13 protein-coding genes are annotated in these 15914 nt (G+C 75.3%); 7 read left to right on the top strand and 6 right to left on the bottom strand.

Annotated elements, in window-relative coordinates; all coding sequences use genetic code 11:
- Positions 1-20: 20 nt before the first annotated feature.
- The 4 genes from OG617_RS18020 to OG617_RS18005 all read right to left on the bottom strand — a co-directional run bounded on the left by OG617_RS18020 (position 21) and on the right by OG617_RS18005 (position 4865).
- A complete protein-coding gene (locus OG617_RS18020; RefSeq protein ID WP_405103268.1) occupies positions 21-1826 on the bottom strand; it encodes an ABC-F family ATP-binding cassette domain-containing protein in 1806 nt (601 codons plus the stop codon).
- 166 nt (positions 1827-1992) lie between these two features.
- The gene (locus OG617_RS18015) at positions 1993-2949 is read right to left on the bottom strand and encodes a 4-(cytidine 5'-diphospho)-2-C-methyl-D-erythritol kinase (protein WP_396683640.1); all 957 of its coding nucleotides are present in this window, start codon (positions 2947-2949) and stop codon (positions 1993-1995) included.
- 135 nt (positions 2950-3084) lie between these two features.
- A complete protein-coding gene (gene rsmA / locus OG617_RS18010) occupies positions 3085-3954 on the bottom strand; it encodes a 16S rRNA (adenine(1518)-N(6)/adenine(1519)-N(6))-dimethyltransferase RsmA (protein WP_405103777.1) in 870 nt (289 codons plus the stop codon).
- Positions 3951-4865 carry a TatD family hydrolase gene (locus OG617_RS18005; RefSeq protein WP_405103265.1) on the bottom strand — a complete coding sequence of 305 codons (915 nt, stop codon included), beginning with the start codon at positions 4863-4865 and terminating at the stop codon, positions 3951-3953. The genes rsmA and OG617_RS18005 overlap by 4 nt, the downstream gene beginning before the upstream one ends.
- Positions 4866-4970: 105 nt before the next feature.
- On the opposite strand from OG617_RS18005, the gene OG617_RS18000 reads away from it, so the two are divergent.
- Positions 4971-5822 carry an alpha/beta fold hydrolase gene (locus tag OG617_RS18000; RefSeq protein WP_405103263.1) on the top strand — a complete coding sequence of 284 codons (852 nt, stop codon included), beginning with the start codon at positions 4971-4973 and terminating at the stop codon, positions 5820-5822.
- A 96-nt stretch (positions 5823-5918) separates the two neighbouring features.
- Here OG617_RS18000 and metG read toward each other — a convergent pair whose 3' ends face one another.
- Positions 5919-7751: a methionine--tRNA ligase gene (metG, locus tag OG617_RS17995; RefSeq protein ID WP_405103261.1), complete on the bottom strand. Its 1833-nt coding sequence runs from the start codon at positions 7749-7751 to the stop codon at positions 5919-5921.
- A gap of 219 nt (positions 7752-7970) precedes the next feature.
- On the opposite strand from metG, the gene OG617_RS17990 reads away from it, so the two are divergent.
- Positions 7971-9425 carry a hypothetical protein gene (locus OG617_RS17990; RefSeq protein WP_405103259.1) on the top strand — a complete coding sequence of 485 codons (1455 nt, stop codon included), beginning with the start codon at positions 7971-7973 and terminating at the stop codon, positions 9423-9425.
- 114 nt (positions 9426-9539) lie between these two features.
- Here the strand turns inward: OG617_RS17990 and rsmI are convergent, their stop codons facing one another.
- Entirely contained in the window at positions 9540-10379 is an 840-nt protein-coding gene (gene rsmI, locus OG617_RS17985; RefSeq protein WP_405103775.1) for a 16S rRNA (cytidine(1402)-2'-O)-methyltransferase, read from the bottom strand.
- 134 nt (positions 10380-10513) lie between these two features.
- Between rsmI and OG617_RS17980 the strand changes: the two genes are divergently transcribed.
- The 5 genes from OG617_RS17980 (at position 10514) to OG617_RS17960 (ending at position 15866) form a co-directional block, all read left to right on the top strand.
- The gene (locus OG617_RS17980) at positions 10514-12193 is read left to right on the top strand and encodes a dolichyl-phosphate-mannose--protein mannosyltransferase (protein WP_405103257.1); all 1680 of its coding nucleotides are present in this window, start codon (positions 10514-10516) and stop codon (positions 12191-12193) included.
- 486 nt (positions 12194-12679) lie between these two features.
- A complete protein-coding gene (locus OG617_RS17975; protein WP_405103255.1) occupies positions 12680-13996 on the top strand; it encodes a VWA domain-containing protein in 1317 nt (438 codons plus the stop codon).
- 2 nt (positions 13997-13998) lie between these two features.
- The gene (locus OG617_RS17970) at positions 13999-14844 is read left to right on the top strand and encodes a peptidase (protein ID WP_405103253.1); all 846 of its coding nucleotides are present in this window, start codon (positions 13999-14001) and stop codon (positions 14842-14844) included.
- A gap of 169 nt (positions 14845-15013) precedes the next feature.
- Complete coding sequence (locus OG617_RS17965) at positions 15014-15217, top strand: hypothetical protein (protein WP_405103251.1); 204 nt, start codon at positions 15014-15016, stop codon at positions 15215-15217.
- The gene (locus OG617_RS17960) at positions 15210-15866 is read left to right on the top strand and encodes a 4'-phosphopantetheinyl transferase (RefSeq protein WP_396683660.1); all 657 of its coding nucleotides are present in this window, start codon (positions 15210-15212) and stop codon (positions 15864-15866) included. Before OG617_RS17965 ends, OG617_RS17960 begins: the two co-directional genes overlap by 8 nt.
- Positions 15867-15914: the final 48 nt, after the last annotated feature.

Genomic DNA, 15914 nt, shown 5'->3' with positions numbered 1-15914 from the left:
CCTTCCGGGCGCCGGCCGGCTCAGTTCCCGGGGACCTGCTCGGCGAGGGCCAGCCAGGTCTCCTCGACCTGCTCCCGCTCGGCCCGCATGTCCTTGAGTTGGGCGTCCAGCTCCGCGACCTTGGCGTAGTCGGTGGCGTTCGCGGCGAGCTGGTCGAGCAGCGCCGCCTCCCTCTGGTCCAGCTTGCCGATCTGGCGTTCCAGCCGGGTGAGATCCTTCTTCGCCTGCCGGGCCTCGGCGGCGGACATGCCGCCGGCCGCCGGGGTGGCGTCCGCCGTGGCGGCGGGGGCGCCGGCGACCGCGGCCAGCGGCTGGTTCGCGGTCCGGGCCAGGTACTCGTCGACGCCGCCGGGCAGGTGCACGAGCCGACCGTCGCCGAACATCCCGTACGCCGATTCGGTGACCCGCTCGATGAGGTACCGGTCGTGGCTCGCCACGATGACGGTGCCGGGCCAGGAGTCGAGCAGGTCCTCCAGCGCGGCGAGGGTGTCGGTGTCCAGGTCGTTGGTGGGCTCGTCGAAGAGCAGCACGTTGGGCTCGCCGGCGAGCAGCCGGAGCATCTGGAGCCGGCGGCGCTCCCCGCCGGAGAGGTCACCGACCGGGGTCCAGAGCCGGCGGTCGTCGAAGCCGAAGACCTCGGCGAGCTGGGCGGCGGAGACCTCCCGGTCGCCGAGCTGCACCCGGCGGGCGACCTCCTCGACGGCTTCGAGGACGCGCAGGTGGCCGGGCAGCTCGGCCAGCTCCTGGGAGAGGAACGCGGGCCGGACGGTGGAGCCGGTGGCGAACCGTCCGCCGTCGGGGTGGGTGATGCCGGCCAGCATCCGCAGCAGGGTGGTCTTGCCGGCGCCGTTACGGCCGAGGATGGCGATCCGGTCACCGGGGCCGACATGCCAGGTCGCGTCGTGCAGGATCTCCTTCGGCCCGGCGTGCAGCCGGACGCCCTCCAGGTCGTACACCTGCTTGCCGAGCCGGGCGGTGGCGAGCCGTTGCAGCGACATGGTGTCGCGCGCCGGCGGCACGTCGGCGATCAGCGCGTTGGCGGCGTCGATCCGGAACTGCGGCTTGCTGGTCCGGGCGGGCGGGCCGCGGCGCAGCCAGGCGATCTCCTTGCGGAGCAGGTTCTGCCGGCGGGCCTCGGTGGCGGCGGCGACCCGGTCCCGCTCGACGCGGGCCAGGGTCCAGGCGGCGAAGCCGCCCTCGTACGCCCGGACGGTCTGGTCGACGACCTCCCAGGTGTCGGTGCAGACCGCGTCGAGGAACCACCGGTCGTGGGTGACCACGACGAGGGCGCCCTTGCGGCCGACCAGGTGCTTCGCCAGCCAGTCGACGCCGCCGACGTCGAGGTGGTTGGTGGGTTCGTCGAGGATGAGCAGGTCGGAGTCGCGGACCAGCAGGGCGGCCAGGGCGACCCGGCGGCGCTCGCCGCCGGACATCGGGCCGACGGGCTGGTCGAGGCCGAGGTGGGGCATGCCGAGGCCGTCGAGGATGCCGCGGACCCCGGCGTCGCCGGCCCACTCGTGCTCGGCGCCCATGCTCTCGCCGAGCCAGGCGGTGCCGAGCACCACGTCCCGGACGGTGGCCTCGGGGGCGAGCGTCAGGGCCTGCGGCAGCCAGAGGACGCGCAGGTCGCGACGGTGGGTAACCCGGCCCTCGTCCGGTTCCTCCTGCTTGGTGAGCAGCCGCAGCAGGGTGGACTTGCCGGCGCCGTTGAGGCCGACCACGCCGATCCGGTCGGCGTCGTCGAGGCCGAGCGAGACGTCGGTGAGCAGCGGCCCGGCGGCGCCGTACCCCTTGGACACCCGGTCCAGGTTGACGATGTTGGCCACGAACCCACCTTTCATGATGAAGGCGTCCCGGTGCCGGCGGGCACCTGGGGACGCCTGGCCTCCAAGGGTACGCGGACACTCCGGGTCGCCCCGGCGGGCGTACGCCTCAGCCCCCGCCCGGCGGCCGTGTTCCCGACTCAGCCCGCCCGGCGGGCGTATTCCCGACTCAGCCGATCCGCGCGCCGGGCACGGGGCCGTGCGCGGTGCGCGCCTGGCGGCACACCCCGGCGGTCGCCAGCTCGGCGGCGATCCGGTCGGCATCGTCGGCGTTCGCGGCGAGGAACACGCAGGTCGGCCCGGAGCCGGAGACGATGCTGGCGAGCGCCCCGGCGGCCTCGCCGGCCTTCAGGGTGCCGGCCAGGGACGGGCGCATGGCGAGCGCGGCGTCCTGGAGGTCGTTGCCGAGGCTGGCGGCGAGCACCCGGGGGTCGCGCTGGCGCAGCGCGGCGAGCAGCCCGTCGGTGCTGCCCAGCGGCGGGCCGGCGGCCCCGGCCTCGCGGAGCCGGTCGAGTTCGGCGTACGCGGCGGGGGTGGACAGCCCGCCATCGGCGATGGCGACCACCCAGTGCCAGGAGGTGGGGCGGGCCAGCACGGGGCTGACCGCCTCGCCCCGGCCGGTGCCGAGCGCGGTGCCGCCGTGGATCAGGAACGGCACGTCGGAGCCGAGGTCGGCGGCGATCCCGGCCAGCTCGTCGCGGGACAGCCCGGTGCCCCAGAGGGCGTCGCAGGCGACCAGCGCGGCGGCGGCGTCGGCGCTGCCGCCGGCCAGCCCGCCGGCCAGCGGGATCTGCTTGCGCAGGTGCAGCCGGACGTGCGGCGGGACGCCCGCGTACCCGGCGAGGGCGCGGGCGGCCCGGATGGCCAGGTTGGTGTCGTCCAGGGCCAGCTCGCCGGTGCCCTCCCCCTCCATGGTCAGGATGAGGGTGTCGCCGCGGCGGGCGGTGAGCTCGTCGTAGATGGAGATGGCGTGGTAGACGGTGTTCAGCTCGTGGTAGCCGTCCCGGCGCAGCGGGCCCACCCCGAGGTGCAGGTTGACCTTGGCGGGCACCCGCACCCGGACCGGGCCGCTGGCCCCGCGCCGCTGCTGGTCGTCATCGTCGTCCGGTCCCCAGGCCTCGGTCACGGGGCGATGTCCCGCGGGCACAGGCGGATGTCGAACGGCTTGGTCACGATCAGCTCCTCGGCGGAGTCGGCGGCCGGCGGCGTACCGTCCGTCGGCCAGGTCGTACGCGTGCCCGGTTGCGGGCACCGCGTCAGCCTACTGCGCGGCCGGTGGGGCGGTCGGGGCCGACGCGGCGATGGCGGCGAACTGCTCGACGGTGAGCGACTCGCCGCGCGCGCCGGGGTCGACGCCGGCGGCGGTGAGCGCCGCGGCGGCCCGGTCCGCGCCGCCGGCCCAACCGGCCAGGGCGGCCCGCAGGGTCTTGCGGCGCTGGGCGAACGCGGCGTCGACGACGGCGAAGACCTGCTTCCGGGGCACGTCGGGGCGGGGCGGCTCGCGGCGGGTGAAGGCGACCAGTCCGGAGTCGACATTGGGCACCGGCCAGAACACGTTGGGCGGCACCCGGCCGGCGGCGCGGGAGCTGGCGTACCAGGCGAGCTTGACCGACGGGATGCCGTAGACCTTGGAGCCGGGGCCGGCGACGAGGCGGTCGGCGACCTCCTTCTGCACCATCACCAGGCCCTGCCGGAGGCTGGGCAGCTCGGCCAGCAGGTGCAGCACCACCGGCACGGCCACGTTGTACGGCAGGTTCGCCACCAGCGCGGTCGGCGCGGGGTCGGCCAGCTCGGCGGCGCCGATCCGCAGGGCGTCGGCGTGGTGCACGGTCAGCCGGGCGGCGGCCGGCCCGGCGAACCGGGCGGCGGTCTCCGGCAGCGCGGCGGCCAGCGTCGCGTCGAGTTCCACGGCGTGGGTGTGCGCGGCCACCGGCAGCAGGGCCAGGGTGAGCGAGCCGAGGCCGGGGCCGACCTCCAGGGCGACGTCGTCCGGGGCCAGGCCGGCGACGGTGACGATCCGGCGGACGGTGTTCGGGTCGTGCACGAAGTTCTGGCCGAGCTTCTTGGTCGGGTGCACGCCGAGGCGGGCGGCGAGTTCCCGGATCTCCGCCGGGCCGAGCAGGCCGGTCACCACGGGCCGAACGCGCGCTCGCCGTTGGCGGACAGCGCCGCGCACAGCTCGTCGAGGTCCGCGCCGGTGGTCGCGGCCAGCGCCCGCACGGTGAGCGGGATCAGGTACGACGCGTTGGGGCGCCCCCGGTGCGGGGTGGGGGTGAGGTACGGCGCGTCGGTCTCCACCAGGAGCTGGTCCAGCGGGGTGAGCGCGGCGGCCTCGCGCAGCGCGACGGCGCTGCCGAAGGTGACGGTGCCCGCGAAGCTGAGCAGGTAGCCACGGCGCACGCAGTCGGCGGCGAATCCGGCGTCGCCGGAGAAGCAGTGCAGCACGACAGTGTCCGGGGCGCCCTCGTCGTCGAGGATCCGCAGCACGTCGGCGTGCGCGTCCCGGTCGTGGACGACCAGGGCCTTGCCGTACCGCTTGGCGATGGCGACGTGCGCCCGGAAGCTCTCCTCCTGCGCGGCCCGGCCCTCGTCGCCGGTGCGGTAGAAGTCCATCCCGGTCTCGCCGATCCCGCGCACCCGGTCCCGGGCGGCGAGCGCCTCGATCGCCCGCAGCGCCTCGTCGAGGTCTGCCAGCCGGGGCGCCTCGTTGGGGTGCAGGGCGACGGTGGCCAGCACCGCCGGGTAGCGGTCGGCCGCGTCGGCGCTCCACGCGGAGGACGCCACGTCCACGCCGACCTGGACGAGCCGGTCCACGCCGGCCTCGGCGGCCACCGCGACGGCCGCCGCGACCGGGTCGTCGGCGGCGGCGTTCCCGCCCGCCCCGCCGGCCGGGGCACCGGCCTCGGTGACGGTGATGTCCAGGTGGGTGTGGCTGTCCGGCACGGGGCGGGGCAGCGGCTCGGGCGCGGGCGGGAACTCCCCGGCCCGGCGGGTGGCCCGCTGGCGGCGGGACTCAGTCGGCTCTGTCATCGCCGTCAGCATCACACACCGCCGGTCGGCCCGGAGCGGTGGTGGGCGGGCATAACGGCGGGAGGGCCGGGAATGCGCCGGGCGTCCGACGGCCCCGACCCCGCTCCGGGAGACGACATGCCCTTCATCACCGTCGGCGCGGAGAACTCCGCGCCCATCGACCTGTACTACGAGGACCACGGCGCCGGGCAACCGGTGGTGCTGATCCACGGGTTCCCGTTCAACGGGGCGACCTGGGAGAAGCAGACCAGCGCCCTGCTCGCCGCCGGCTACCGCACGATCACGTACGACCGGCGGGGCTTCGGCAACTCCAGCCAGCCCGCCGCCGGGTACGACTACGACACGTTCGCGGCCGACCTGGACGTGTTGATGACCGAGCTGGACCTGCGCAACGCGATCCTGATCGGGCACTCGATGGGCACCGGGGAGGTGACCCGCTACCTCGGCACGTACGGGTCGAACCGGGTGGACCGGGCGGTGCTGCTCGCCCCGCTCGCGCCGTTCCTGCTGAAGACCGCCGACAACCCGGAGGGGGTGGACCGGAGCCTGTTCGACGGGTTCCAGCAGGCGATCCTCGCCGACCGGTTCGCGTTCCTCACCAGCTTCTGCGACAACTTCTTCAACTATGCGGACAACAAGGGCAAATTGGTCAGCGAGGAGGCGTACCGGGCGCACTGGGACATCGGCACCCGGGCCTCGGCGATCGGCACGTACCAGTGCGTGGACGCCTGGCTGACCGACTTCCGGCCCGACCTGTCCCGGATCGACGTACCGGTGCTGATCGTGCAGGGCGACCAGGACCGGGTGCTGCCGTACGCGGCGACCGGGCAGCGATTGCAGTCGATGCTGCCCGACGCCCGGCTGATCACGCTCAAGGGGGCGCCGCACGGCATCCCGTGGACCAACAGCGACGAGGTGAACCGGGCGATCCTGGAGTTCGTGGTGGCCCCGGCGATGGCCCGGCGCTGAGGCCGCCCGACGGCCGTACCGCCGGCGCGGTCCCCGGGGGCGGGGCCGCGCCGGCGCGGCAGGTCGAACCGGCGGTGGGTCGGACCGGCGCGGTGGTCAGCCGGCGAGCCGGGCCAGTTCCTCGTCGACGATCGACGGGTCGAGCTTGCGGAAGATCGGCTTCGGCGCCGAGAGCGGCCGGCCCGCCTCCAGCGGTACGGACTCCCAGCGCGTCCCGACCGTGTAGTCCCCGGTCAGAACCGGGTACGCGGGCCCGCCGTCGAGGTCGTCGACCTCCTCCAGCACGGGCATCGGCGCGTGCACGCCGGTGCCGCCGAGCAGCTCGTGGATCTTCTGCGCGGAGTGTGGCAGGAACGGGGTGAGCAGCGTGTTCGCGTCGCTGATCACCTGGAGGGCGACGTGCAGGATGGTGCCCATCCGGGGCTTGTCGGCCTCGTCCTTGAGCTTCCACGGGGCCTGCTCGGAGAGGTACTTGTTGGCCTCGGCGACGACCCGCATCGCCTCGCCGATGGCCTGCTTCTGCCGGTGCCGGCCGATCAGGCCGCCGACGGTCTCGAAGCCGGCCCGGGCGGCGGCGAGCAGCGCCTCGTCGGCCTCGGTGAGCCCCGCCGGGTCGATCGGCGGGATCACGCCGAAGTTCTTCGCCGCCATCGAGACGGACCGGTTGACCAGGTTGCCCCAGCCGGCGACCAGCTCGTCGTTGTTGCGGCGGAGGAACTCGGCCCAGGTGAAGTCGGTGTCGTTGCTCTCCGGGCCGGCGACGGCGATGAAGTAGCGCAGCGCGTCGGCGTCGTACCGCTCCAGGAAGTCCCGGACGTAGATGACCACCTTGCGGGAGGAGGAGAACTTGCGCCCCTCCATGGTCAGGTACTCGCTGGAGACCACCTCGGTGGGCAGGTTGAGCCGGCCCAGCCGGCCCGGCTCGCCGTCGCGCGAGCCCTCGCCCGAGTAGCCGCCGAGCAGCGCCGGCCAGATCACCGAGTGGAAGACGATGTTGTCCTTGCCCATGAAGTAGTGGCTCTGCGCGTCACCGTCGGCTCCGCCGGCGGACGGGGTGCCGCCCTCGGCGCCCTGCGGGTTCCAGAACTTCCGCCACGCCTCCGGGTCGCCGGTGCGGCGGGCCCACTCGATGGACGCGGACAGGTAGCCGATGACCGCGTCGAACCACACGTAGATCCGCTTGTCGGGCCGGTCCCGCCAGCCGTCGAGGGGGATCGGCACGCCCCAGTCCAGGTCCCGGGTGATCGCCCGGGGCTGGAGGTCGTCGAGCAGGTTCTTCGAGAACCGCAGCACGTTGGGCCGCCAGCCCTCCCTGCTGTCCAGCCACTGCCGCAGGGCGTCGGCCAGGGCCGGCAGGTCGAGGAAGAAGTGTTCGGTCTCGATGAACTCCGGCGTCTCACCGTTGATCTTGGACTTCGGGTTGATCAGGTCGACCGGGTCGAGCTGGTTGCCGCAGTTGTCGCACTGGTCGCCGCGGGCGCTGTCGTACCCGCAGATCGGGCAGGTGCCCTCGATGTACCGGTCGGGCAGCGTCCGACCGGTGGACGGGGAGATCGCGCCGACGGTGATCTTCGGAACGATGTAGCCGTTGCGGTGCATCCCGGAGAACAACTCCTGCACCACGGCGTAGTGGTTGCGGGTGGTGGTGCGGGTGAACAGGTCGTACGACAGCCCGAGCGCCCGCAGGTCCTCGGCGATCACCCGGTTGTACCGGTCGGCCAGCGCGCGCGGGGTGACCCCCTCGGCGTCGGCCTGCACCTGGATCGGGGTGCCGTGCTCGTCGGTGCCGGACACCATGAGCACGTCGTGGCCGGCCATCCGCATGTACCGGGCGAAGACGTCGGAGGGAACGCCGAAACCGGAGACGTGGCCGATGTGGCGCGGGCCGTTGGCGTAAGGCCAGGCTACCGCTGCGAGAACGTGACTCATGACCAGCAAGCCTAGTGACCTCGTCGGGTGCCCCGCGAACCAACAGGCCACCCGGGCGGTCGACGCCGCAGCGGGGCGGCCCGGCCCGGCGCGGACGGGGCGGGTCGAGGAGGCCTCGGCGACCGGGCGGCGTCGGCGGGCGACCCGTTGCCCTATTTGTCGCCGACACGCGGGCTGAGCTGCCCGGACACCCACGCCGACCGGTGTCCAATGAAGCCCGTGACCGCCAGACGAGCCGCCCGGGAGCACGAGGAGCCGCCCGCCGGGTCGGCCCGGGGCGACGACCCGCTGCCCGGACCGTCGCCCCGGGCCGGGACCGTGGCGCCACAGCCCCGGCCGGTCCCGGCCGCCGAACCAACCGAACCAACCGGGGCGCCCGCCGCCGGCACGCCCCGGCCGACCGGACCGATCGCCCTGCCCGGGCCGACCCGGCCGATCGCCCTACCCGGACCGGCCGGACCGATCGCTCCGCCCGGGCCGACCCGGCCGATCGCCCTGCCCGGGCCAGCCGCCGAACCCCGGCCGAGCATCCCGTCCCGGCCGGCCGCCCTGCCCGGGCCGGACGCTGCGCGCGAGCCGAGTACCGGGCCCGGGCCGAACCCTGTGCCCGGGCCGGGCACGCTGCTGTCCGGTTCGAGCGTCGTGCCCGGGCCGGGCGCGCTGCTGTCCGGGTCGGGCGTCGTGCCCGGGCCGGGCGCGCTGCTGTCCGGGTCGGGCGTCGTGCCCGGGACGGCCGGGTCGGGCGTCGTGCCCGGGACGGCCGGGTCGGGCGTCGTGCCCGGGACGGCCGGGTCGGGCGTCGTGCCCGGGACGGCCGGGTCGGGCGTCGTGCCCGGGACGGCCGGGTCGGGCGTCGTGCCCGGGCAGGCCGGGTCGGGCGTCGTGCCCGGGCAGGCCACCGGCGCCGCCGGCCGGCCGGTGGAGATGGAGCCGACCACCGGGGCGCCGGTCGGCGCCGTGCCGCGCCGGGTCCCGGTCCGGCAGCCGGGCGGTCGGCCCCGACCGGGAACCGCCGCCGGTGACCCGCCGGGGTCCGACGACGGGCTGTTCTGGGCGCCGATCGAGGAGGTGCACTGGGACGGCACGCCGCTGCGGGAGGGGCACGGCCGGTGGCGGCGCGGCGACGGCGACCGGGCGGCCGCTGCCCTGGCCCGACGGCGGCGGGCCGACCGCCCCGCCCGGCCGCCGGAGCCCTGGCAGGGGCTCTCCGCGCTTCTGGCGCTGAGCCTGCTCGCCGCCTTCTTCGCCTGGGTGAGCGCGGGCCCGTTCTGGCTGGCCGTCGGGCACCGCGTCACCGGCACCGTGGTGATCGGCGAGTGCACCGGCGGCGGGCTGACCCAGCGCTGCCGGGGGATCTTCACCGCCGACGACGGCCGGTTCGTCGCGTTCGGGGTACGGATCAGCGGGGTGCCCGCCGAGCGCAGCGCCACCGGCTCCGTTCTGCCGGCCGGGATGACCGGGCCGGCGTCCGACGCGGCGTACGCCGACACGGGGGTCGGCCGGCACCTGAGCTGGCTGCTCGGGCTGCTGCTGGTGCTGGCGTGCGGCGGGGCGATCGCCCGGTGCACCGGTGCCACCCTGTTCGCCGACCGGCGGGCCCGCCGGTGGGCGGTGGCCGCCGCCGTGGCCGGCCCGCTCGTGATCACGGCCGGCTTCCTCGCCGACGCGTGGTGACCCCCGTCGGCCGGTCGGGCGGGGGACCTCCCGCGCCCCGCTCCGCCCACCTCGCCGCGCCCCACCCCGCCGCGCCGCCGGCCGGGGCGTCGACGGGGCGACCGCCAAGACACCTCAGGCGTGCACGACCGCGTAGACGTCGCGGCGGCGCAGGCCGTACCCGGTGGCGACCTCGCTGATCGCGTCTCGCCGGGACAGGCCGGCGGCCTCCCGTTCGGCCACGGCGGCGCGCAACGTCGCGTCGTCCGGTCGCTCGGCGGCGGCCGGCGCGGCACCGGCCACCACCAGGGTGATCTCGCCGCGCGGCCCGCTGTCGGCGGCCCAGGTGGCCAGCTCGCCGAGCGGCCGGCGGACCACCTCCTCGTACGTCTTGGTCAGCTCGCGGCAGAGCGCCGCCGGCCGGTCGGCGCCGAACACGGCGGCCAGGTCGGCGAGCGCGCCGGTGATCCGGTGCGGGGCCTCGAAGAGCACCAGGGTCCGCTCCTCGGCCGCCAGGGCGCGCAGCCGGGAGCGCCGAGCGCCGGGCGTGCGGGGCAGGAAGCCCTCGAAGCAGAACCGGTCGCTGGGCAGCCCGGACAGGGCCAGCGCGGTGGTGACGGCGCTCGGGCCGGGGGCGGCGGTCACCGGCACACCGGCGTCGAGCGCGGCCCGGACCAGTCGGTACCCCGGGTCGGAGACGCTGGGCATCCCGCCGTCGGTGACCAGGGCGACGACGTATCCCTCGCGGAGCACCTCGACCAGCTCGGGGGTGCGGCGCTCCTCGTTTCCCTCGAAGTAGGAGACGATCCGGCCGGGCACGACGACGTCGAGGTCCCGGGCCAGCCGGGTGAGCCGCCGGGTGTCCTCGGCGGCGACCACGTCGGCGGCGGCGAGCACCTCGCGGAAGCGGGCGGACGCGTCGGCCGGGTTGCCGAGCGGCGCGCCGAGGAGGACCAGGCGGCCAACTTCGGACATTTCACCCACGAGACCTACTCCTTCATCGACAGCTGTACCGGTATCGGGGACGACGGGCGCCACCGGGCACCTCCGCAGCCTACGATCGGCTCGTGACGAGTGCGTCGACAGCGCAGAGCGCGAGCGTGGGCCGAATGGAATCGGAGCACGCCGGAACCGGCGCCGCGACCGAGGAATCCGCGCCTCCCCCCACCAGCGGCGGTGGGGGCGTCGCCGCGATCGTGCGGCGGCGGCTGGCGACCGTCGACGCCCGGCTGGACATCAACTCGTGGCTGGCCACCGCCGTCGTGGTGGCGATCGCGGCGATCCTGCGCCTGGTCGGCCTCAGCAGCCCGAAGGGCAAGATCTTCGACGAGATCTACTACGCCCGCGACGGCTGGGGGCTGGTCGACAAGGGCGTCGAGTGGAACTACAAGGACAACGGCCCGTCGTACGTGGTGCACCCGCCGCTGGGCAAGTGGCTGATCGGGCTCGGCGAGTGGGCGTTCGGATACTCCGACGCGGAGCACAACATCTCCGTGCCGGGGCACCTGATGACCACCGCCCCGGAGTTCGGCTGGCGCTTCGGCGCCGCGATCGCCGGCATCGTGTCGGTGCTGCTGCTGGTCCGCATCGGCCGCCGACTGTTCCGCTCCACCACCCTCGGCTGCGCCGCCGGCCTGCTGCTCGCCCTGGACGGCTTCCACCTGGTGCTCTCCCGCACCGCCCTGCTCGACATCTTCCTGCTGCTGTTCGTGCTGGCCTCGTTCGGCGCCCTGGTCCTCGACCGGGACGCCCGGCGGCGGCGGTGGAGCCGGGCGCTGGAGGCCGGGCTGGACCCCACCGCCGAGGGGCGGGCAGGCCGGCCGGCCGGCGGTTGGCGGACCTGGCCCTGGTGGCGACTGGCGGCCGGGGTGCTGCTCGGCTGCGCCTGCGCGGTGAAGTGGAGCGGGGTCTACTTCCTGCCGGCCTTCGCGCTGCTGGCCCTGTTCTGGGAGGTCGGCGTCCGCCGGTCAGCCGGGGTGCGCCGGCCGTGGCGCGACGCCCTGCTGCACGAGGTGCCCTGGCTGGCGCTGGCCGGGGTGCTGATGGTCGTCACCTACGTGGCCACCTGGTCGGGCTGGCTGCTGACCGACGACGGCTACTACCGGCTCGCCGCCCGGTACCCGAACGTGCCCGGGCTCAGCGACACCCCGTACCTCGGGGCGCTGAACAACCTGTGGGAGTACCACAAGGCCGCGTACGGCTTCCACACACAGCTCGCCGAGCCGCACAAGTACCAGTCCTGGCCGTGGCAGTGGCTGCTGCTCGGCCGGCCCGTGGCGTTCTACTGGTCCGGCGACGGCGCCTGCGGAGCGCCGACCTGCGCCTCCGAGGTCCTACTGCTCGGCACGCCGCTGCTGTGGTGGTCGTTCCTGCCCGCCCTGTTCGGGGCGGCCTGGATCGGCGCGGCCCGGCGGGACTGGCGGGCCGGGGCGATCCTGCTCTGCGCGGCGGTCGGCCTGCTGCCCTGGTTCTGGTTCGCCCTGGACGGGCGGACGATGTTCTCCTTCTACGCCGCGCCGGCCCTGCCGTTCCTGGTGCTCGCGGTGGTCTACGTGCTGGGCGCCATCGCCTCCCCGGCCCCTGCCGGGGCCCGGTCGCCGGTCGGGGACCAGCCCCCCGTGCCGAACGACGACGCGGCCGACCGACGGCTGATCGGCGGGATCGTGGTCGGCGCGTACGTGCTGCTGGTCGCGCTCTGCTTCGCGTACTTCTATCCGATCTTCGTGGGAAAGCTGCTGCCGTACGCGGAGTGGTCGGCCCGGATATGGCTGGACGGCCGCTGGATCTGACGAAGGCCTCGCGGCGGCACCCCGCGCCCGGTGGTCGGCCGCCCGCGTGAGGGCCACTGCGGCTGTCGCGGACGGTAATGGCGGGGCGGGGCCGGCAGCCCGGTAAGCGGAACCGGAGACGACGTCGGATATCGGATAGCCGACGGCTCTGGCGCGAGGCCTCGATGGGCCCGGGCACGAAGACGCGCGCCCCGATCGCCTGCCACGGGGGAAGCGGGCGATTGGGGCGCGCACGTAGAGCTTAACCACCGGGCACCACCGACACAACGGGTGGACTCGGGTCAGATTTCTGACGAGACTCACCCCAGCCTGGTGGTTTACACCAGGCAGCTAACCGTCAGTCATCCGGCGAAGACCTGGCGAGATCCCCGCGCCCCGGAGAGGGCGCCGTGCGGCCCGTGCGGGCCGCCGGGGCCGCCGAGGGGCGCCGGACAGCTGCCGGGGGGCGACCTACCGTCCGAAGTGGATCTCACTACACTCGCCCTAGTGATCAACAGAAGACGATCGACATCCGTCCTCGGTGGACTGCTGGCGGCGACCGTCCTGATCGGTCCCGGGATCGTGCTGAGCGGGCCAACGCCCGCGTGGGCCGACGAGGATACCCCCGCCGAGCCACCCCGGGTCGAGCTGGTGCTCGACGTCAGCGGCTCGATGCGGGCCAGGGACATCGACGGGCAGAGCCGGATCTCCGTGGCGCAGCAGGCGTTCAACGAGGTCGTGGACGCGCTGCCGGAGGAGACCCAGCTCGGCATCCGGGTCCTCGGCGCCACCTACAAGGGCAAGGACAAGAAGGTCGGCTGCCAGGACACCCAGCAGATCGTGCCGGTCGGCCAGGTGGACCGGACCCAGGCCAAGGCCGCGGTGGCGACCCTCCGGCCAACCGGCTTCACCCCGGTCGGGCTGGCGCTCCGCTCGGCCGCCCAGGACCTGGGCACCGGCGCCACCGCCCGCCGGATCGTGCTGATCACCGACGGCGAGGACACCTGCGCCCCGCCGGACCCGTGCGAGGTCGCCCGGGAGCTGGCCGCGCAGGGCACCAAGCTGGTGGTGGACACCCTCGGCCTGGCCCCCGACGAGAAGGTGCGCCGGCAGCTGCTCTGCATCGCCAACGCGACCGGCGGGACGTACACGGCCGCGCAGAGCGCGGACGAGCTGACCGGCCGGATCAAGCAGCTGGTCGACCGCGCCCGGGACACGTACACCGCGGCCCCGACCGTGGTGGGCGGCTCCGCCCGCTGCCCGGACGCGCCGCTGCTCGCCCCCGGTGTCTACACCGACCGGGAGCAGTTCTCCGAGCACCGCTGGTACCGGGTCCCGGTGCGCCCCGGGCAGGAGCTGCGCGCCTCGGTGAGCATCGCGCTGGACCGCCCGGTCAACCCGGACTACGGGGTGCTGCTGCGGGCCACCGCGCCGGACGGCCGCGAACTGGTCCGCGGCGTGGACGCCGGCAGCGGCCGTACCGACGTGGTCTCCGCCGGCCTGCGCTGGTCGGCCGCCGCCGACTCGGACGACGCCGACGAGGGGGAGACGCCGACCCCGGCGCCGGGCGACGCGGACGCCACCCCGACCACCGTCTGCCTGGTGGTCAGCAACGCCTTCGCACCCCGTCCGGGCACCCGGGCCACCCCCGGCATGCCGATCGAGTTGACCGTGGACGTGGTCGCCTCGTCGCCCGCCCCGGGCGGGCCGGACCTGGGCCGGGGCTGGGTGCTGCTGATGCTGCTGACCCTGGCCGGCCTGCTCACCGGCCTCGTCGCCGGCCTGCTCACCCGCTGGTGGGTCGCGACCTGGAGGGAGAACTGACGATGCGTACCCCGCTGATCCGGTCCGGGGCGGCGCTGGCCGCCGCAGCCGTCCTGACACTGCCGGCCGCCGCCGCGCTGGCCCTGCCGAGCGCGCCCGCGCTGGCCGGCCCGCCGCCCCCCGCGACCCGGAACGAGCTCGCCGTGCCCACCCCCTCCCCCGGGGCCGCCACAGTCACCAAGGCCGGCACCTCTTTCCTGACCGCCACCGGAATCGCCGCCGGGCAGCCGGTCCGGGTCGGCGCCTCGACCGGCGACCACCTTTACTGGTCCTTCCCGGCCCGCGCCGGGCAGATCCACGAGATCACCGCGACGGTCAGCTTCCCCAAGGGCCGCACCGGCGCGTCCACCTGGACCGTCGAGGTCTTCGACGGCCTGCGCCGCCGGCAGGCGTGCACGGCGGGGGCGCAGGCCCCGACCGCCGCGGCGTCGGCGACCAGCGTTCCGCTCGACTGCACGCTGCGTCAGGTCCGGTCCTGGGCGGAGCCGTGGTCGGCCGACCCGCTGCCCGGCACGTACTACGTCCGGCTCTCGGTGGTGGACCTGCCGGAGCCGGACCTCGGCCTGCCGATCGACGTGGACCTGCTGGTCTCGGACGTGGGCGACGGCGACGCCCCGGCCGACGACGGGGAGCTGAAGGCGCCGCTGGTGCCGAACACGAAGGCCGGCACGGTGCTGACCGGCGAGCCGGCGGCGACGCCGGCCGAGGAGGAGGACGACGAGTCCTTCCTCACCGGCTGGCTGCCCGAGGTGTCCTCCCGCTGGATCTGGACCACGGCCGGCGGCGTGCTGGCCGCCGTGGCCGGCGTGGTCGGCTTCGCCCTGACCCGCCGCCCGCGCCGCCCCTGACCGCCGAGCCCCTGACCGCCGAGCCCCTCACCGGCGCCCCTCCCGGCCGTGCCGCACGCCGACCCGCCGGTGGCCGCTCCCTCTTCCAAGGGGGCGGCCATCGGCGGGGATCGGTCGGGCCGCGTCCGGGGCCCTCCGATGGCACCCGCTTGCGGTACGTTCGGCACCGATGAGCATCCGGGAGCTGACCACCGAGCAGGTGCTGGCCCGGCGGGCCGGGCGCCAACTGCTGGGCCGCCCGACAGGGCTCGACGCCGAGCGGGAGCGGGTGCGCGCCTGGCTGGCCGGCGACGTGGCCGGGGGCGCGGGGCCGAGCGACGCGGCCGGGGGCCGGGCCTCCGGCGGTGCGGCGGTCGGGGCCGGGAATGCGTGACCTGCTGCCGCCCGAGGTGGCGGTGGCCGTCGCCGGGTCCGACGACTGGGTCGGGGACCTGCTGCCCGCCGAGCGGGCCTGCCTCGGCGAGCGGGCGGTGGAGAGCCGACTGCGGGACTTCACCGCCGGGCGGGTCTGCGCCAGGCGGGCGCTCACCCGGCTCGGGATGCCGGCCGTCGCCCTGCCGTCGGCACCGGACCGGTCCCCGGTCTGGCCGGCCGGGGTGGTCGGCACCATCACCCACACCCACGGCTACTGTGCCGCGGCGGCGGCCCGCGCCGACCAGGTCCGCTCCGTCGGCATGGACGCCGAGCAGCACAAGGAGCTCAACGCCGGGGTACGCCGGCTGATCGGCCTGCCCGAGGAGTGGGACGACTGCGCCCGGCTGCCGGCCGGCGTCTCCTGGCCGGCGGTGCTGTTCAGCGCCAAGGAGACCGTCTACAAGGTCTGGCACCCGATCGTCGGCACCTGGCTCGACTTCCACGACGCCCGGGTCGAGCTGGACCCGGACTCCGGCCTGTTCACGGCCCGGATCGCCGCCGCCCGGCTGGACGCGGCCCCGGTGCCCGACCCACCCGCGACGATCACCGGCCGGTTCGCTGTCGACGCCGATCTGGTCCGTACCGCCGCCATCCTGTTACCCCGCTGAGACGGTACGTGCACCCGGTACCTTGCCGGGGGCGATACCGTCAGGTCG

Source organism: Micromonospora sp. NBC_01412 (assembly GCF_045040215.1).
In the GTDB taxonomy this organism is placed as follows: Bacteria; Actinomycetota; Actinomycetes; order Mycobacteriales; family Micromonosporaceae; genus Micromonospora; species Micromonospora rubida.
The sequence above is the reverse complement of the archived record's forward strand: the minus strand, read 5'-3'. Positions and strand labels throughout refer to the sequence as shown.